Origin of the sequence: Hydrogenophaga sp., from assembly GCF_048549895.1 — a bacterium.
GTDB lineage: Bacteria > Pseudomonadota > Gammaproteobacteria > Burkholderiales > Burkholderiaceae_C > Hydrogenophaga.
This window is the reverse complement of record NZ_JBLYYB010000143.1, coordinates 1-18,376: the sequence shown is the minus strand read 5'-3', so window position 1 is coordinate 18,376 and position 18,376 is coordinate 1. Positions and strand designations below refer to the sequence as shown.

Genomic DNA, 18,376 nt, shown 5'->3' with positions numbered 1-18,376 from the left:
TTGTCATTCCTGTTGAGGGAAGTGCGACATCAGTCTCTCGAACAGATGCCATCCGTTGATGTATGCCTTGAGTTCGACCACCAGCTGCGACAAGTCGCCGTCGGTGAGTTCTTTGTCAAGTTGAAGTGTTTTGCGCGCCACTGCTTCCATGACGTCGCCGCCGTTGTAGGCGTATTCCTCTGCGTGGTTGGCTGACTCCCAGACCATTTGAGGGTCTTCCCATGCAAGAAAACACATGCCGCCGACGGCTTGGGTGTCATCCGGGCCGGAATCGAAGATGAGCGCCGTGGCCTCTTTCTTCGACAGGTGCTTTTGCAGCGCAAGCGCCGCCTTCACACACTCCAGCTGGGCATGGTCTGAGTTCGCCTTGATCCACTTGTGAACCGCGCTGGGCTTCATAGGCGCCACGCGCGGCTTCTTGCTGTCTTTGGCAGCGACAACGCCGCCGAGCAAGACGTCATGACCACCGGCTGCTTCCAAGATCTGCGAGGGCCAGAACTGGTACTGCTCACGCAGCCTGGCCATATCGTCTTCTGTCGGTTTGGAATCGTCACCGTACTCGCGATCGCCCTCCTCCATGAGGAGGTGGCTCGCATAGCATTCATCGGTGAACTCATCCAGATCCCAGAAGCGGGACTCGAGGTGGTAGCTCACGACCGTCAGGTCATAGAAGGCGAAGCCGGAGCCGCGTGCGCTTTGCAGCACAGACACGACAAACCAACCCAACCCTGCAGCCACCTTTTCAAGCGTCTCAACCACGGCCTTCATGAAGAACGTGTTGATGTCAGGACGCGCGTTGATCACGACATCCAGCAAATCATCACTGACGAGGATTTCTGGCTCACCCAGCAACAGCCTTCCCAGTTCAGGAGAGACTGCATCGCAGTACTGGGCCCATTGCTGGGTCAGCACGTCGTTCACTTGCGCAAACGGGCCGCCAGGCAACTTCAGCCCGTGGGCTTCTGCTGCCAGGACGAGGCGCGCAAGGATCTGAGAGCGGGTGTTGGCCCGTTGAAGCGAGGCCGGGACCTCGGATGAGATCTCGGGCAGGGAAGGAAGGCTGCGTGCTTGAGAGCGCGCAGGCCTGATTTCTGCTGTTTCCATGGATTCTCCGAATGTGAGAACCCACGATCCCTACGGGAAGCGGGTTCCCGATGGGTTGATTGAGGCACTGCGGTTAAACGCAGCACGAAGTCGCGCAAGGGCGAAGTCCCGGCAATTTTGCCCGGTGCCATCCAATGCGTCAAAGCAAACAGGCCGCTTGTGCGCCGTTGCGTGCGCGTGCCATGTCGTGGCTACCGAAGCAAGGCCATCGCGGCATGTAGCCCCCAACGACGAAACCCCCGCAGCGCGAAACGCGGCGGGGGTCCGAAGTGGAGTTCATGTGTCTGGGCCGCACCGGGCGCAGGGTCAACCACGGCAAGCACCAAAAGGAAATCGCCCCGAGGGACGATCCCCCGAGGCGACTTAAAAGTTGCTTTTCGCTCAGCCCCAGATCCCGAAGGATGCGGATGGCAAGCTCACTGCACGACCGCCTTTGGAGCGGACCACAGCACCCAGGGCACGACTGAAACGAGCCTGGTCGGCCAGTTCTTCGTCCGTGGGCATCGTGCTCGAAGCACCATCACCACCCATGGCGAGGTTCAAGACCGCGCGGGCATCGCTGCCTTCCGTCTTGACCGCCACAGGGGCACGGCCCTTCGCGCCTGCTGCTCGCAAGAACTGATAGGTCATCACACCATTGGCTGTGACAGGGCCTTCAATCAATGCGTTGTTGAGTTCCGGATACTGCAGAGCGTAGAACTCTTTCACAGCATCCGTTGACATACCCACGTTGGGGTCGGGCAAGGTCAGCGAGTTGTAGGTGAACTTGCGGGTAAGCGTGATCGTTTTCATGGTCATGCTTCCCTTCAGAACAGCGAAGCGTCCAGGCCACCGGTGTTCGCCGTAGCGCTCCCAGTTGCACCCGCTTCAGCAAGTTCTTCCGCCTCGCCGCCGCCAGAGGCCTCGGAGCTTGCGGAGCCTTCTCCGTCACTGCCAGTGCCTTCGTCCGTATCGTCTTCATCCAGCATGCCCGCGCTCATGTCACGGACCTTTGCTGGTGCACCAGGCTTGCCCGAGGGCGCAACCTTGCGCGCCGGCGTGGAGGCCGACTTGTTTGACGTGCTCTTGGCAGCTTCAGTCGCTGCTTTCGCAGCAGCCTGGGCCGTGGCCAGTTCACGCTCCGACTCTTCGATCAGCGTGTTGATGCTGGACTGAGTGGTGATGTAGGTGGCCAGGAACGCCGGCAGGTTGTCGTCGAGCTCTTGCGCAGTGCCGATGAGGGCTTTGGGCGTGAGCAGGATGCCTGCCTTGTTGGTCTTCGCAACCGGAATGATGTCCAGCTGGATTTCGTTCTCACCATGAGCGGAAAGCTTCAGTTGAACGGCAACGCCGGCGGCGATCAGAGATGCGAATTGTTCGATGAATTTCATGTGATTCTCTAAGGAATGCACAGAAACCACCTCCCCCACGGGAAGGTGATTCCCGTGGGAGGTTGATGTCGAGACGAAATGTCTCAGGTCTGCAGGATCACGATCTCTCGTGAATCACGACCACCTTTCGGCAGTCTGGTTTTGTTCGTTTGAAGCTCGGCACCACCAGCGAATAACGCGCTGAGATGCCGCCAGGGCCGGAATGAAGGCCGAAGCCTCCATCCCCTTTACTTCTTCTTCCAGCGCATCAAAACCGGGACGGCGCCGATGTACTGAAAGTCTTTCACGGTCAGAACGGCCGCTACGAAGTCCTTCTTCGAGCCGTTCTTCAGGCTCGCGTAGGTCTTGCCCATCGCCTTGTCCAACCCCAGTTCAACGCACACGGCGTCGATCTCGGTTTTGGTCAAGACATCGAGCAATGTTTCGTTGACTTTCCAGAACTTCTCGATGTTGATGTCGAGAGCGGTCATGTAACCAACAACGTCGTTGATCGCAGCGTTGCGACTCACGTTTGCGGCGAGGTGCTGCAGGGCAGTTCCCAGGCCTTGCTGGTCCAACCCGAGGATGGATGTCAGCAGATCGTGGGTGGAGGTTCCCGCAAGCGTTTCCAGACCCAGGGCCTTGGAGATGGCTTCGCGTGCGCCGCTGGCGTCCATGTCGCTCGGGCGGTGCAGAAGTTCTGCCACCAGCAATGAGCGGCTTTTCATCACGTCCAGCTTGGTGGCCGCACGGAGGAAAATATCGCGCCAGATCTTCTCGCGGTACTCTTTGACGACGCTGCGCTGCTCGGAACTTGCCGTTGGCTTCACAGGTGCCGAAGCATTCTGTTTGACCTTGGCACCACCAGCAGCTGCAGGCGCTTTCGCACCCTCGCCCGCTGTCGTGGTCGTTCCAGCTTCGACACCGGCTTTGTCTGGTGCCGCGGCTGCGGTTTTGGCATCCTGCTCGGCCTTCAAGGCTGCGGCGTTGATTGCCACCTTGTCGTCGTTGCATGACTTGTTAAAGCACACGTCCTTGTACGCATTGCCCAGCTTGTCCGGCACAGCGCTCACGCACGCACCGAAGTCAGCACAAGTGCGGCAGGCCAGCGCCTGTTCAGCACCAACACCGCGCGCACCATCGACTCGCAGCGGCAGGACCGTGGAGTTGTCGCCTGGTCGCACGATTCGCACGACCTGGTAGGTCTCGGACAGAGCCTTCGAGCGAGCTTCGAGCTCACCCTCGGTTTTGGTGCCGAAGCACTCCTTGTTCGTGCAGCGGGTGCCGCTGAACGAAGCTTCGAACAACGCCTGCTGGTTGCCGGTGTTGTACTGGCACGAACCGCATTCGGCACGATCGAAAATGGCCGCTTCCAGATTCTGCAGGGACTGCTCGGCCATGGCCTTGAGCTGCTCCACTGTGATCTTCGTTGGCGACTTCAGGAGGGCCTGGATGACCTTCTCCTGGACCTCACGGCGCAATGCCGCGAGGATCTCGACGTGGCCCACATTGATCTTGTCGTCGATGTAGGCGTCGCGCACGGGCTGAATCGCGTTCATGACAGCCAGTCGGCGGTCAAGAAGGCTGCGAGTCCAACCCAGGCGGCGCGCTGCTTCCTCGCGGTCTCCGTTGCACAGCCCCAGCATGCGGGCAGCACCTTCGGCGTCTTCGATGATCGAGGGATCTTCGCGTTCCTTGTTCTCGGTCAACATCGCAGCCGTCGCTTCCGCGTCGGTCATGATGCTCACGTTGGCAGGGATCTGCGCATCTGCACCGAACTCTTCGACGAATGCACGATAGCGACGGCCGCCAGCGATGAGCTGGTACCCGCCGCCCTCGAGCGCACGAACAGTGATCGGAGCCATCAGGCCATTGGCTTTGATGCTGGCACGCAGACTGATCATCTTCTCCGCGTTGTAGCGGCGACGATAGTTGAAGCCCTCTTTCACTTGCGATGCAAGGATGAGTTCGCTGAGCTTCGCTTGAGGTTGGGTGTTTTCCATGGAATTTCCAAAAAAATGGGATTCCACGGACCGCTAAGGGACTCGTTGGAATCCCGAAGGGTTTGACAGGTGATGGCGCGCACAAGACGCGCAGTCCTCACAGGGTGAGAAGCTGGTCGGATTCTAGGTCGAATCCCCCAGACCGGCAATTCAGATCGGCCAGTTCGGGGGCGATCCAGTCAAGCACCACTCCGAAGCTACAGGGCTGGTCGATTCTCTGCCTTGAGGTACGGGCGACCGAACAGCCTTGCCATGCCCAGCGAGTGTTTCGTCTGGATAAGCGAGGCAAGTTCGCTTTCTGCAGCCCAGGTATTCGTCATTGCGACGTAGACCTCGAAATCGTCGCGAGCCTCGTTGATCAAGTAGAGCGCAGGCAGGTATTCCTCGTAGCAGAAGATCACCGCACCTCGAAGCCCACCGCCCAGCGCCAGAACGTTGACGCCCTGCCAGTCTGCTGTGAAGGAACCAACCGGGTCCCATGGGCGCCAGAGCGACACTGGCGCGGGCTGACGGGCTACCACGCGAGAACTGCGGCCGTCCGGGTAGAAAGCCACCGCTGCGTTTTCGAAGCGCTTGTCCTTCAAGGGCAGGTCCATGCCAACGATATGCGTCTGCCCAGACGCGCGCGCGGGCTTGAGCAGTTCGATGTTCAGCACCGGGTACAGGGCTGGGTTGTATTCGCCAACAATGGACTCAGGCCAGAGCACCGTGGTGACTCGGGATTCTGCAGCCAGCGTCTTGGCCATGGCGCCCATGCTGCTGACCCGGTCGAGGACATCATCGATCTTGCCGCTGGTCTTTCCCCATTGCGTGGTGACACCCACCGCAGAACCTGCGTAGCTTGAGTGGGACTCATCGCGCAAGAGCCCGACTGTTGCAAGGAGCGCTGCTAGGGCAACCAGCAAAGCGGCTTGATACCTGGCCGCCGTTCGATAAGCACGCAGAAGGTAGACCAGAGCGGCCGGCACAGCCACGCTCAAGGCAACGCCTACCCACCCCCAGCCCGGAGCCAGTGTGCCCCATGCGATGACTGGATGCCCGGCAATGCCGATGGTAACGGGGGGCAGCAATGCGACTGTCCACCCTATGCAGACGGCCAGTGCACCGCGCCATGGTTTGGGGGATCGGCTAAAGCCAAGGCACCAGGTCACCCCCCCAATCAACGCGTAGGCCAACAGTGCACCGGCACCAATACGCAGGTCGCCATCGAACCAGCTGGAGATGAAGGCCGGTACCTCACGCAAAACTCCCACAGAGTAGCCCGCGGCAACCATGAATGCCTGCGCGCGTGTGCGGGATAGCGCCACCACCAGTGGCAGCATTGCGGCCAATGCCGGCGCCCTGCCCTCACCCCATCCTGCCCAGCCCAGGCCAACACCCAGCAGGAAGGCCAGAAGTGCCATCGATATCGCCACGGCTCCCTGGCTGTGCTGCGCGTCGATAAACAGCGTCCGCGAACCAATGCTGTATGTGCTCATGCTTCGTTCCTCGGTGTGGCCACTATCTGGCCAGTGCGCTTGACCATCTCCAGCAACAGCGTGCCGTCAAGCTCGGGGTGGTTTTTCTGGAGCGCCACCAGGGCGATGGCAAGCCACTGGTAAACATCGGCTGGCTCCACGGGAAGAGCGAGTGTTCGCGCGCCCTGCTTCATGACCACAAACATTGAGTCCCCTTGGTCGCGAATCTCGATCTGCTTGTCATGGTCCGGGCCATGGTTCGTGAGGCGCAGCGGACCAGCGGAGTACCCCAGCAACCGGACAGCCAGCAGCGGCAACTCCCTTCGAGTGAACTGAAAAGCAATCTTCTTCGTCCAGTCGTAAGTGCGAGGCGCGGTGGCGCCGGCCATCTCAACCTGCACCGTGTAGCGAACCGCTTCCTCTACGTCGGAGCGCAGCGTGTCCAACTCAACTTTCATGGCCGCCTTACCGCCATAGATGTGCACACCGTGATCACGCACCCAAAGACGCTCAACGGGTGGGCGAGAGGCGGACTGAGCGGTTTTCGCTGGCTTCGCGCGATCGCGAGCAAAAGGAAGGGGCGCAGCAGCGGATGGCGTCTCTGCACCTTTGCCGGCCTGTTCAGGCACAACGATGGCATGTACCCGCTCCAGAAAGGCCTGCAGGTCGAGCGTGCTTTCCACCCCGATCTGGATGCTGCGCAGGAGCTTCTGGAGTGCCTCCACTCCATTGCCATCCAGATCGGCGATATACCACTCCAGTTGGTGGAGACCTGGCGCAGTGATGCCCCGGTCAGCGAGGACTTGTCGCACCCATCGAGCGGATATCTGCTGCATGGCCACGCTAGCGCTCAGCTGCGCTTGATGGTCTTGATTCGGCCCTCGACCTCAAAACCATCGTATGACTTGAAGGAACCTGCAGTGATGTTGGCCTTGGCACGAAGCGTTTCAGTCATGAAGGCTGCGCCGTGACATTCCAGCTCGCTCAGATCACCGTTCTCCAACGCGCCAATCTCACCGAAGAGGAACGCGTTCTGATCACAGTTGATGGAGCCACGCATCACACCGGTTTGCATCAGCACCAGTGGGCCACCTGTGACGATGGCCGTGCCGCTGAACTCACCTTCGACAAACAGCCCTCCAGAGCACTCCAGTGTGCCGCTGAACTTTGAGCCAGGAGCGATCCGGTTGACGATCTTCATCGCCACCGGGTCAATCACGATTTCTTCTTTGTTGATGCGATCAGTCAAGACCGTACTCCTTCGTTGCGGTTGTGACCTTGCCGTTCGAGGCATCGATCGATTTGATGGTTTCACCCGAGGGCAACTTGTCGCCCACCTTGAATTGCTGAGGCAGCCGCGTTGACGGGTTGGTAAACAACGCCGCCTTCCCATCTGGGGTGATGGCGACCAAACCAGCTGAGGGCTTGAGTGCAGGAGGTGCGGGCACAGCCGGCGCTGTCGCAGCAACTTGTGGGACCGCGGGAGATGTTGCTGGCTTGGCCACTGTCGCTGCAGCTGTGGCTTCGGGTTTTGCCGCCGTTGTGGGTTTGCTGGCTGGCTTCTGGTTGAGGTCCGGGCCTTCATCAAGGATCACGGCGCGGTTGCGCTTGGGCTCGTCTTCTTTGCCGGCCTTGTCCTTGTCCGGCTCTCTCGCACTCGCAGACCGATCAGGTGGTGAGGGTGCAACCTTTGTCGGTGCAAGCCTCATTGGAGGCGCATCTGGAACGCTGGCCACCAGCGGCATGGTCGGGCTGGGGCCGTCGAATGGAAGCGGCGCAACGCTCGGTCCAGGCCCCGCGCCGTCGACCTGCTGGATGATGCTGAGACCGGTCTGGCCTGCAGGCGTGGTGCCGAACGGTTCGTTGATGCTGCGTACCGGGGAAGGCTCAGAAGGCGGGGCGAAGGGCAGAGGCTGTTCCGCCTCAACCACTGGCTCAGGAGCGGTCGCGACGAACGGGCCGATGCCGGCGAAGGTAGCCACTACCAAAGCGGCGCTTGCCACCAGGATAGCTGCGCCGATGGCCGCAACCTTGGGCGGTACCACGATCAACGCGCTCGACTCGGATGCGGCCCCCAGAGGCTTGATCACCAACTTGTCTGAGCGCTTTGCTCGGGTGAACTTGTCCAGCAGGCTCTCTTGTCCCATCCACTTTCCGTCGCTCCAGCGCAGTGTTTTGGACAGATCGCCGGAACCAAGGTCGCGTGCGCCGGCGAGGGCCTGCCCTACTGGTTGCCCGAGGGCGATGGTGATGGGCTCGCCCACCACCAGGCGAGTGATGTCAGCTTGGCTCACAGGAACGTCCCCTCTCCGATTGCATCCAGAACAGGCTCTTCTGAAGCGACAGGCACCGCCACCTGGCTGGCGACCGGAGGCACGCTTGCGGCGTGTTCTGCAGCGCTGGCATTGTTTGCGTTTCGAAGTGCGTCCGCGATCATGCTGCTGGCCATGCTCACGCCTCCATCCATGATTGCGGCCGCACGCACTGGTGAGCGACCGCTGTGCTTGACGGCGTTCGGGCGAACCGGCGACTCTTCGTAGAAGTCGCGCACCATCTGAAAGTCATCAGCCATGAGTTCGGCGAAGGTGGGGCGCTCATCGCCAGTGATGAACAAATCGTCCATGTCGTCGACCAGGCCGTCAGCCGCCACCTGTTCGCGAGCCTTTTTTGCTTGTTCCATCGCCTGCGCTTCGGTTGGTGCGCCGATGCTCAATCGCATGAGATCAAACGCCTCATAGTTGCTGGCTTGATTGCTGGCCTGCCACATCGTGAGCTTCAAAGGCACATGGCGCAGACCACCATAGCGGCGTTCCACGATCTTGAGTTGCGCTGCAAGCGTGCGGTAGTTGTTCAATGAGCCCGAGCGGACCTCGAACACACTCAACGGGTCATCCTGCCCAACGATCTGGACGACCATCTTCACCTGACGGCGGCAGGCCGCGGCTTCGCTGTTGGCGAAGGCACAGGTTTCTGCGCCTGGACAAGCCACCTCGATGAGCGTCTGGGTCTGGTCTGGCGCCGTGGCCAAGCGATGCGCAGTTTTGCCGTCGCCTGCGCACAAGGGGGTCCCCTTCTCGCGGTCATAGGCTTTGTACTGGATGCCAATGCCGTTCTCTGCTTTGTTGAAGAACATGGTGATAGGCACTTCCACGACTTTGCCCGCCTCCTTGTTGGCCACCACCGACTCCAACACCTTCGCCTGAATGGGATGCGGCGCGAGTTTGGGGGCGCCAGCCTCGACAGGCAGATGCGTGCGAGCGCAGATGACCATGTTCGGGCTGGTCTTGAGCGTGTCAGCTTCGCCATCCACGTCGACGCGAATGACGCCCTGAACAAAGGGTGCGATGGAGATGCGATTGAGATTCATGGTGTGTTGGCTACGTGAGTGATGGGGTGCTTCAAAACATCAAAACACGCGGCGCTCGTATGTCAAGGGCGCTTCGAGGGCTTTTTAGGCGTTGCGCCATCCTACAGTGACTCCATACATGGAGCGATGTCGTTGAGCACGCAAAGGATGTCGTCCAAACCGCGTAACCCAATCTGATGCCTGCGCACAGTGAACTGAGTCAGGCCCTCGTTTTCGTCTGCCAAGCTCAGCGTAATCTTCACGACATCGGGGGTCGTCGGTACCAGGCCGACCATCCAGCCGGTGATGGGGACCACCTGGTGAAGCTCGTTGAGCCAAACGCAAACACCATCCGTGACAGCGAACTGAACGCGATCAGGAGCGAGCACGGTGCAAGGCGGAGTGTCATCCTCACCTTGAAGCGAGAAACGTACAACATCGCGAAGTCGCTTATCTCGCAATGTTGTGGCCTGCCCCATAGAGAGCCAACCGAGTTGACTCGTCAGGACCATGCTGACGAACCCCAGGCGCGGGGCGTTTTCAGGTAGCAGGATTTTCTCGGCGACAGTGGTCAACCGCACTTGTTCGTATCCTGGCACCGCACGGTGGAGATGACTTCGAATGATCTTCGACTGCCACGTACCAACCCAATCGAATGGGCGAACGCCATTGAAGATGATCTTGGAGGACTTGGCCGGAAGCCACTGGTCAAGAGCTTCGCCGATGGGGTGACTGGCCCTTTTCCACGCATCGGCGTTGTCCACCACGCAACCTGCATGGTCGATGAGAGGCATGAGGAACAGTTCGGAATATCGCGACTTGTTGTCGATACGGAATGCCAGTCGCGAAAGACGGGTAGCGACGATCTCGTGCGCCTCTTCCTGGTCGCCCTGTTGGCGCACCAGGTCCCACATCTGCGCGTCGTTGCTACTACGGATCGCTTCATCCAGTTGCGACTGCCAGAGGTTGGCGTCAAGGGGACGAAGAGTGTTCATGCCGGGTGCGTGCTGAATGTTGGTCTGTGTCATGGGTTGTTGTTGGATGGCTTGCCTGATTAAGGTATCACGTCGATTTCGACCTTCAAGGTCCCCAGTCACTGGAAAACCAGTCGTTGACGCGAACCAGTTCGATATCTTTTGTGCGTTTTTGCACAACACGGCCTTGACAACAGAGCGCGGCGTGTTTTCATAGATCGAAGCCCGCACACGCGCAGGCGCAGAACACCAGAGAGCACGCAGACACATGGACACTTTCACCGACTTCGCAGACGCCCTGACCATGGCCGCTGTTGCCACTCAGGAAGAGCAAGCCACCGCTGGGTTCTCCCCCGGCTCCTTCCTGTACAAGGACTTGCCGGCGCACGTGTATCACGCGGGCCGCGAATCACTCAGCTGTTCGTTGCTAAAGCCTCTCCTGATTTCGCCAGCCCATTTCAAGACCGCGCTCGTTCAACAGTACACATCCAGTAGCGCCAAGGACTTTGGGTCACTGCTGCACCTGCTGCTTCTGCAGCCCCACCTCGCCGGTCAGGAAGTCGCGGTGTACCCTGGTATTGGCAACGGCCGTGACCGTGCCTACAAGAGCTTCCTCGAAGCCAATGTGCTCAAGCTGGTCGTTGATGAGCCCACGTTCTCCGAGGCGCGCGCGTTGGCTGCCAAGGTGCAGGAGACGACTTTCAAGGGTCGCAAGATCGGTCTGTTCTTGGAAGAGGCACTTACCGAGGTCAGCATCTACTTCACTGAGCCCACGACTGGCTTGAAGCTGCGCATCCGGCCCGACATCTACCATCCCGACATGACTCTGGATCTCAAGTCAACACGGCACGGAACAGTCGCCAAGTTCGGGCGTGACGCGGTTGAAATGGACTACGACCTTCAGGCGTTCATGTATTCGATGGGCCGTTCGCTCTACGAGGGAAGCGCCACACCCAAGCCCTTTGTGTTTCTGGCGGCAGAGACGAGCGCGCCCCATTCCATCCATCGCCTGACGGCTAGCGAGTCATTCCTCACCAATGGCGCGAAGAAGTTTCAGGAGTGCCTGTCCATCTACAAGGCGTGCACCCTGACGGACCATTGGCCGGACCTGAGTAGCGAAGGCGAGATTGAACTGGATCACTGGCACCAGTACACGCCCAGCCGTGCCTGGATGCAGGGCGCAACGGTCTGAAATGGTCATGTTCCCCATGAATGCCGGTTGCTACTCCTGGGAAGGTGGCACAAATGATCAAGTTCGCGTGCGCCTCGACTTCCAACCAGGCTACAAATTGGACGTGGACGTTTGGTGGAAGAGTAAAGATGCAACCCCCTGCCTGCGCCTGTGGGTACCTCTTCAGCACCAGTCCGCCCGCTTCGGTGACCTGACTGGCAACGGATACGGCAGCAAATTGCACCGCCGAGGCTTTGGCACTTTCGCCGTTAACTTGGCAGTGCAAGTGCTGCAAAAAACCTACGAGCCAGACGCCCCTGTTTCGGGCATCCTCTCCAACCCCTCCGATCCAACGGACCAGAAAACGCGGCTGGAGCATGCTAGACGAATGTTTTGGTCCCAGTTTGGACTGACTGTCAGCTCAGGTCACTACGAGCAGCTGGCCGGCACGGTCGGTGGGTTGCGGTGCGTGCATGAAGGGCTCGTTGCAGGCCAGTTCAGCAGGTACCTGGATCTGTGCAACTTTTCTGCATGCAAGTGAGCGTGTGGGCGTCACTCCGCTGCAATTCCGCTGACAGGTGGAGAGTACTCAGCGCGAAGGGTCCGCCCGTCGCGGAAACCAGTAGGCGACCTGAACCCCCAGGGGATACAGCGGCTCAGGTTCCGTCGCTGCGAGATCCTGCCAGGACGCACGTTTCTCAATCATGGCCAGCGCGGAGATCGCACCAAGTCCAGCATCGCGAATGTGATGTCCCTCGCCTTGCAGGTCTTGAATGGCAGCGAATTCGTGGACATCGGAGCAGACCCTCAACAGGGCCTTGGGATGTGCCTCAGTGATTGCTGCAGCCGGCCATTTTTCATTCACAAGCCGTGCAGCTATCGCACCCTGAACCAAGCACGCGCCTTGAAGTGAGTTCACATGGCCGACAGTTCCTGCTTGGCCTCCAGCTGCGCAGACCAGCCTTCGGACGTGAACGTCGGCGCGGCGGTCGCCCGAGGAAGACCAAAAGAGTGGCGCATCGATTCCCACAGCTGCCATTTCACAAGTGAGGTTGTTCTGGACCTCCGTGATGGCGGCCTGGGCGCTGCTGCAAACACCCCCGGACAAGAACCGAGGTGCTGCAAATGTGCCAGCGGCAATTACCCAGCCAAAAGCGTTGTTACCCCCAGGATCAAGTCCAACTACCAGCACGGCGGCCTTCGAATGATTGAAATGCACAAATCCCGCTTCTGATCTGTCACAGAGAACGCGGTTCTAGCCCATGCGCGGCGGCTTGCTCTTGACCTCGACAATAGGTTCGAGTCTTGGCTTGGGCGCATCTCGTGTGCAGCAACATACGTGGCCGCATTCAGCGCATGTACAGGACTGCAAGCAAGAGGGCATACCGCGAGGCCGCGTGTGATCTTGAAGGTGCTCTTCGTAGAGTGGCGCGTCGCATGCAGAACAGAAATAATTCCCGTCATCGTCGTATTTGCATTCGCTGGAGGGCTTTGTGTCCAAGTCAACTCCTTGTCGGTTTAGATCATGTTGAACGCAGGGCAAGACAACTCGAACCTCACAAGACCGTGGAAACAGCAGGCAACAAAGTGCTGAAACGACGCTTTGTCGGTCGCAGCAAAAAGTGACTTTTTCCAGGAAGCAAGATGGCCTCGCATGGACACGCCATACGGGCGGACGTGACGCCCAACGTCAGCGCTTGGTGGTCAACCGTTTGACAGTGCGCGGTGCCGAGCTGGTCACCGCTTTAATCCTGGCGGCCTTCTTCAAATAGACCGTGTCGTTCACGATCTTGAAGTCTTCGAGGAAACCAACATCCACCAACTTGTCCAGCGCCGTTTTGAGGTTGCGGCGGAATGTGCTGAGTGGGGCCCCTGATTGGGACAGTTCATGCAGCTTGCTCACTGCCAATGGAATGGGTTCACGGTGGCTGGAGTAGAAGGCATGGAGCCACATTGCAACAGCGGCTCTTGGTCCGATGCGCTTGCGAGTCTCCCATTCCAGCATGGTGGTCGTGTCGTCCATGAACAGAACTGACACCCGAGGCTCAAAACGCACCATCCATTTGGTCTTGCCGTTGTCGTCGGCATCTGCCCATGCGTACTCTCGAATCAGCGACCCACTGTACCCCTCTGAGCTGTCCTTTGAGGTGATGTTGATACCTGTAACCTTCAAGCGAGCGATCGACTCCTTTGCGCGTGTGTACGACTCTGAGTGCATTCGCCAGCCCAAGTCGGTAACCAACTGGTAGCCCGTGAAGCGGACCTTGTCTGACATCTTGTTGTCGCGTGCAAGATTGATCAAGCTGAGCCAGACACTCAGGTCATCCTGCTGGAGCTCTTGCCCGGTGTAGTTGATTTCGTAGTTGCTCAAACTGCTGACATGCAGGTTGGGCAGGTACTCTCGCTTGGTCGTGGTCCTGACACTGAACAAGCCACTACGGATGAACGGGTTTGGGACGCCTCGGTGTTCGTCATCCCACCAGGGGAAGCTCTCCTGCATCACCCGTGCTTCGAAATCGATCTGCTTCTTCTCGAGCAGCGCCGCCGAACGGGCCCGTACAGCTTCAAGCGATTCTTCGTAGCTCCTGCTCCGTTTGACCCGCGCCTTTGTTTCAGTAGGTTCAACAACCTCGCCAGCCAGATCAACCTTCTTCACGGACTGCCCGATCTTCGGCACCAGCTGGGACAGTTGCTCAAAGTCGAGGTTGTTGATTTTGGGAATTGGCTTTGCAGACATGCAGGCTCCAGAAGAGTTTTCCAATTAGACCGGAGTCAGATCGCGTTGGTCAACGCACGGTACTAGCGGAGCAGCACGATAAATCCCCGGCTTCTTTTTCATTCAAAAAAAGAACGCTGCGCTAGCTCACATGGTGGTGTTCTCCACAGGTGCCGCCGACTAAAGACAGATTTAATAAGGACTTCCAAAACACTTAGGGTCTCGCAACACCAGTGTTTATGCGGGCTGCAGGTCGATTCGTGTGCTGCTTCGCTACTAGCGCAACAGCACTCCGCTATTAGCGGTATGGCACCACGCTACTAGCGATGTGGCACTGCGCTATGGCTTCACAGATACTTATCCACAGTGGTGAACGTGCCGTTCAGCTATTAGCGGAGCAGCACGTTTTGCAGATCGCCTGTTGGCAGCATGCCTCATCGTCCTTCTGGACTCTGTGCGGCCAGCCCAGTTTGCACCGCTTGTGCGCACAGACTATTAGCGCAACAGCACGATTTGGCGGTGTTGATAGCGATATGACAGCACCGGCCACCCACGCACGGCACAGCCTGGCACCGCTCTTTTGCTCTCTGCTCATGAACTACTAGCGGAGCAGCACGCACGCTCCAGTCTGTACGTCGGCTTCAGGAATGCCCTGAGCAGCGGTGACCAACTATTAGCGGAGCAGCACGATCGGTCTTCCCTTTTCCATGGGAGCCTGTTGGGACCTCCTGGTCTACGCAGGTACTAGCGGAGCAGCACGATTACCACTCGCGCCGCGCACGTTCCCTGCGGCGTCCATCGCCCAGTGGTGATTGTTTCCCCGCCCACTACTAGCGGAACGGCACGACCCATGGCGCGAAGCCGGTCGACGGGAGCGATCTACAGATGGTCAAGGGTACTAGCGGAACAGCACGATAGCGGATTGCGCTCAGCCGAAGGTCTGGGCGGTGTCATGCAGTTAGCTGGCCGCAACCGGCGAACTACTAGCGCAGCAGCACGATCACTGCTCGCTCAGTCGCTGCACTACTAGCGGAACAGCACGTCGCAGGCTGGGATTGGCCCGAATGAGTTGTTGGCCGGGCAGCTCACTGGAAGAATCATCGAGCAGGGTGTGGCGCGCGATCTTCGACTGCAGGCACTACTAGCGGAACAGCACGAACAATTTATCAGTTGCCAGTTGCGCTGGGCCGGTCGACCGGTTGCCGTCGAACTGAAACTATTAGCGCTGGTGCACGGGTGTGGGATCCAGGGGGTTTGTTCGTCCTTTCCCCTATGAAAACCGCACTGTGGCAAAGGCTCCAACTACTAGCGCTGCAGCACGGCTGGTATCGCGACATGAATGCCGAACTACTAGCGCTGCAGCACGGCATATGCAGCGCGAAAAAGGGTCGAAACAGGCGTGCTGGCGGTTGGTGTAAGTGGTTACTATCGCTGAATGTCGCTAATTTCAACAACATCACGGTTTTGGATTCTGGCATCGTGCGCCAGAGCTAATAGTTGGTTGAAAACAGCGCGTCAATGGGGGATACGACCCCAAAACCACCCATAGCTTCGTGACCGCCCGACCAAAGCGTGCAGCAGCGCTAATAGTTGGCACCGGTCTGCGACCCCCAAACAACGGCGGCCTGGCCGATCAGGGGCCAGGCCGCACGTGGGCACAGTGCCGCGTCAAAGAACCTGCTGCCCAGCCAAGATGGACTCAACGCGGCGCTTGAGTTCTTCAATCTCCTCCTCGCTCAGGCCACGAAAGCTCATGCTGAACTCGCCGCGGGACGGAACGATCTTGATGGCGCCCTTGTGTTGGCCGTACTTCACCGGGACGCTGTCGCCCCTCACACGGGTCTTCGGTCCGTCAATCTTGGAGCGCACCAGCTCGATCGTTTGCTCACGGCCCAGGCCCTTCTTGATGACTGTGTTGGCCACGTCCTCAGCGATGGCCTCCAGCTCATCCATGTTCGTCTCACTGGCCTTGCCGAAGATGTTGCTGATCTCGTAGGCGACTGCGAGGGTGGCCGTCTGAGGGTGTTCAATCATCAGCCTGCGCAATGGCACCGGGATGCGGTTGAGTCCGAGCGTTTTGGACACGGTTGAAGGGGTTAGAGCGAGACGCTGGGCGAGCTCGTCCTGCGTCTTGTAGTCGCCCCTGGTGAGCATCTCCGACCAGCGCACCGCGTCATCGAACGGGGTTTGCGCGCTCCGCTCGATGTTGATTCGACGCGATGCCTCGTACTCTTCTGCCCCGCTGGCAGGAGCCTCTCGAATGACTACCCGCAGCGTGGGGATCTTGCGGTCAGCACAGGCATTGAAACGCTTTTGCCCGTCCACGATCACCACGGTATCGCCCTTGACGTAGCCCAGCGCCGGCACCTCTTGGCCGTTGCGTGCAATGCTCTCGGCCGTTTCGTCGATCTCTTCAGGGTTGTAGTAGACCCTGGCGTTGTTGTCGCTGCGGGACAGGAGTGCCAGCGGCAGCTCGTAGGTAGAGCCGATCCTGAGGTCACTGACCGTCATAGTCTTGACGTTGAAGGCGACAGCCTGGTGTCCCTCGCCGGTGATCGGGCTCGCGCCGGGCGCTGTGTCGAGCAGCACGGCAGTGGGCTTGGCACCGGCGCCAAGTGCGTCGAGCATTGCGTTGCCGTCGGAGTTGGGCCGGATGCCCAGGCTAAGGTTGGGTTTGATTTTCTTGGACATGGTGTGCGACTCCGATCAGGTTTGCGGGTAGGCCGTGAACGCCTCCTGGATGACGGCAAGGAACTCCTGCTCTGCCTTATCCCTCGCCGCTGGCGGCATCTCGAAAATGTGGCGGCCGAGCTTGTGTGCATCGCGCCAGACTCGCCGATCCCGGATCGAGTTCTGGAGCACCTTCCCGGTCGGCAGAGCGGCCTGGAGCACTTCAATGGCGTCTTGTCCCTCGGTTGAGTTCCAAGCGCCTGGCACAGCGTTGATCAAGAAGCACAAGGGAATGTGGCCGTTTTTGTGTTTGCTGTGGGCCGTGTTCAGGGCTGTGGCCATTTCCAACGAAGACATCAGGTCGCCCTGCCCCACCCTGGTTGGCGCAATCCACAGGTCAGCGATGCGCGCGAGCTCTGCGAGGCCAGCGTAGTCGCGCGCGCCCACATCCACCACGATTGCGTCGTAATCCTGAGCAATGGCGACGATCTCTGGCGCTGGATTGGAGGTCTTCTCCATGACGCGAAACGGAAGTGGTCCGTCGGTCCCACGCAGCGCGCCCCATTTGGATGACGTTCGCTGGGTATCGGTGTCCACCAGCATGACACGAGCCGCCCTCTTCTTTTTCCCTTCGGGGACGGTCTGATGCGTGGCGATGTAGGCAGCTAGGTTGAACGCGATTTGGCTCTTGCCAACGCCGCCTTTTTCAGCGCCGATGATGATGATCATATTTACTCCTATATTGCAGCGCATAACAACAACGTATCGCTGTGATGTTCAAGGTATCCCACTTGCTACCATTGTCAAGGCGCCGTGATCGTTCGTCCAGTGAATAACTGAAACTTTTCTAAGATAGTTATGGGTACGGCGGAGTCCGTTGGTTGTAGGCATCGGCACGGGCCTCGACTCGTTGTCGGAGACACTGTTTTACCAAGACGTTAGTTCCCTGCCCAAGTGGTTTCCCCGGGGAAACTTTGAGGGGAAGCCAGCCACCTTGTTTGCGATCAAAGTCATGCACTCAGAGTTATCCCATAGTTGGTCACCTATGGCTTCCCATAAATGGTCACCGATGCTTCTGGGCTTCGTGGCGGGCGTCGAGTTTAGGCGAGCCCCAGCTGGAAACACAATTGCGGCTAAGAAGTTTCCCTGGGGAAACTTTTCTGTGCTGACCTCATTTGTTCTGTTGGCTGATGCAGTGGATGAGTGACCGCGTACTGGTGGGGTGGTTCCTGACGGTTTGCGTCTCTAGGTCGGTCGTGAGTCTCGAAGGAAGTTTCCCCGGGGAAACTTTTTGACTCTTAGGGTGTTTGGCAACTCGGGTCGGGGCGTGGTTTCACTTGCAGATGAGTTCGCCGAGGTCCTTGCCACCAGTGGGGTCTGATGAATGAGTTGACCCCCCCGAATACGAGTGCAATGTGCCCCATCATCACCGGGGCCTCGAGGTGCAAGACCCTTTCGAAACGATGCGCCCTGACCGCTTTGATCCTGGCGGAGCCATGCTCTGGGCACAGGCACAGGCACAGGCACAGGCACAGGCACAGGCACAGGCACAGGCACAGCCACAGGCACAGGCACAGGCACAGGCC

The 18,376-nt window shown here is 59.1% G+C and carries 17 protein-coding genes; 3 read left to right on the top strand and 14 right to left on the bottom strand.

Annotated elements, in window-relative coordinates; genetic code table 11:
* Nucleotides 1-3: 3 nt before the first annotated feature.
* From ACN4F8_RS14605 to ACN4F8_RS14560, 10 genes are all read right to left on the bottom strand, one after another.
* Nucleotides 4-1,104, bottom strand: coding sequence for a PRTRC system protein F (locus ACN4F8_RS14605; protein ID WP_159608848.1), 1,101 nt, complete (start codon nucleotides 1,102-1,104; stop codon nucleotides 4-6).
* Nucleotides 1,105-1,485: 381 nt separating this feature from the next.
* A complete protein-coding gene (locus ACN4F8_RS14600; protein ID WP_236574430.1) occupies nucleotides 1,486-1,896 on the bottom strand; it encodes a PRTRC system protein C in 411 nt (136 codons plus the stop codon).
* Nucleotides 1,897-1,910: 14 nt separating this feature from the next.
* Nucleotides 1,911-2,474 (bottom strand): PRTRC system protein E, encoded by a 564-nt coding sequence (locus tag ACN4F8_RS14595; protein WP_159608846.1) that lies wholly within the window; start codon nucleotides 2,472-2,474, stop codon nucleotides 1,911-1,913.
* Between the two features lie 227 nt (nucleotides 2,475-2,701).
* Nucleotides 2,702-4,456: a PRTRC system ParB family protein gene (locus tag ACN4F8_RS14590; protein ID WP_419474251.1), complete on the bottom strand. Its 1,755-nt coding sequence runs from the start codon at nucleotides 4,454-4,456 to the stop codon at nucleotides 2,702-2,704.
* A gap of 197 nt (nucleotides 4,457-4,653) precedes the next feature.
* Nucleotides 4,654-5,934, bottom strand: a complete 1,281-nt coding sequence (locus ACN4F8_RS14585) for a conjugal transfer protein TraB (RefSeq protein ID WP_159608844.1) — start codon at nucleotides 5,932-5,934, stop codon at nucleotides 4,654-4,656.
* Nucleotides 5,931-6,749: a hypothetical protein gene (locus tag ACN4F8_RS14580; RefSeq protein ID WP_236574447.1), complete on the bottom strand. Its 819-nt coding sequence runs from the start codon at nucleotides 6,747-6,749 to the stop codon at nucleotides 5,931-5,933. Before ACN4F8_RS14580 ends, ACN4F8_RS14585 begins: the two co-directional genes overlap by 4 nt.
* A gap of 14 nt (nucleotides 6,750-6,763) precedes the next feature.
* Nucleotides 6,764-7,162 (bottom strand): bactofilin family protein, encoded by a 399-nt coding sequence (locus ACN4F8_RS14575; RefSeq protein ID WP_236574429.1) that lies wholly within the window; start codon nucleotides 7,160-7,162, stop codon nucleotides 6,764-6,766.
* Nucleotides 7,155-8,207, bottom strand: a complete 1,053-nt coding sequence (locus ACN4F8_RS14570) for a hypothetical protein (protein WP_305727085.1) — start codon at nucleotides 8,205-8,207, stop codon at nucleotides 7,155-7,157. Before ACN4F8_RS14570 ends, ACN4F8_RS14575 begins: the two co-directional genes overlap by 8 nt.
* The gene (locus ACN4F8_RS14565; protein WP_159608840.1) at nucleotides 8,204-9,280 is read right to left on the bottom strand and encodes a hypothetical protein; all 1,077 of its coding nucleotides are present in this window, start codon (nucleotides 9,278-9,280) and stop codon (nucleotides 8,204-8,206) included. Before ACN4F8_RS14565 ends, ACN4F8_RS14570 begins: the two co-directional genes overlap by 4 nt.
* Nucleotides 9,281-9,381: 101 nt before the next feature.
* Entirely contained in the window at nucleotides 9,382-10,287 is a 906-nt protein-coding gene (locus ACN4F8_RS14560) for a hypothetical protein (protein ID WP_419474250.1), read from the bottom strand.
* Nucleotides 10,288-10,501: 214 nt separating this feature from the next.
* Here ACN4F8_RS14560 and ACN4F8_RS14555 point away from each other — a divergent pair, with 214 nt between their 5' ends.
* Together ACN4F8_RS14555 and ACN4F8_RS14550 are read left to right on the top strand one after the other, a co-directional pair.
* On the top strand, nucleotides 10,502-11,425 hold the full coding sequence (locus ACN4F8_RS14555; protein ID WP_419474249.1) for a PD-(D/E)XK nuclease-like domain-containing protein: 924 nt from the start codon (nucleotides 10,502-10,504) through the stop codon (nucleotides 11,423-11,425).
* Nucleotides 11,426-11,432: 7 nt separating this feature from the next.
* Entirely contained in the window at nucleotides 11,433-11,945 is a 513-nt protein-coding gene (locus ACN4F8_RS14550) for a hypothetical protein (RefSeq protein WP_419474248.1), read from the top strand.
* A gap of 48 nt (nucleotides 11,946-11,993) precedes the next feature.
* Here ACN4F8_RS14550 and ACN4F8_RS14545 read toward each other — a convergent pair whose 3' ends face one another.
* Nucleotides 11,994-12,623, bottom strand: coding sequence for a DUF429 domain-containing protein (locus ACN4F8_RS14545; RefSeq protein ID WP_159608836.1), 630 nt, complete (start codon nucleotides 12,621-12,623; stop codon nucleotides 11,994-11,996).
* A gap of 471 nt (nucleotides 12,624-13,094) precedes the next feature.
* Entirely contained in the window at nucleotides 13,095-14,141 is a 1,047-nt protein-coding gene (trfA, locus tag ACN4F8_RS14540) for a plasmid replication initiator TrfA (protein WP_419474247.1), read from the bottom strand.
* A 1,251-nt stretch (nucleotides 14,142-15,392) separates the two neighbouring features.
* Here trfA and ACN4F8_RS14535 point away from each other — a divergent pair.
* Nucleotides 15,393-15,614 (top strand): hypothetical protein, encoded by a 222-nt coding sequence (locus ACN4F8_RS14535; RefSeq protein WP_159608834.1) that lies wholly within the window; start codon nucleotides 15,393-15,395, stop codon nucleotides 15,612-15,614.
* 174 nt (nucleotides 15,615-15,788) lie between these two features.
* On the opposite strand, the gene ACN4F8_RS14530 is transcribed toward ACN4F8_RS14535, so the two are convergent.
* Both ACN4F8_RS14530 and ACN4F8_RS14525 read right to left on the bottom strand, forming a co-directional pair.
* Nucleotides 15,789-16,811, bottom strand: coding sequence for a ParB/RepB/Spo0J family partition protein (locus ACN4F8_RS14530; RefSeq protein ID WP_159608833.1), 1,023 nt, complete (start codon nucleotides 16,809-16,811; stop codon nucleotides 15,789-15,791).
* Between the two features lie 15 nt (nucleotides 16,812-16,826).
* Nucleotides 16,827-17,519 carry a hypothetical protein gene (locus tag ACN4F8_RS14525; protein ID WP_159608832.1) on the bottom strand — a complete coding sequence of 231 codons (693 nt, stop codon included), beginning with the start codon at nucleotides 17,517-17,519 and terminating at the stop codon, nucleotides 16,827-16,829.
* Nucleotides 17,520-18,376 lie beyond the last annotated feature (857 nt).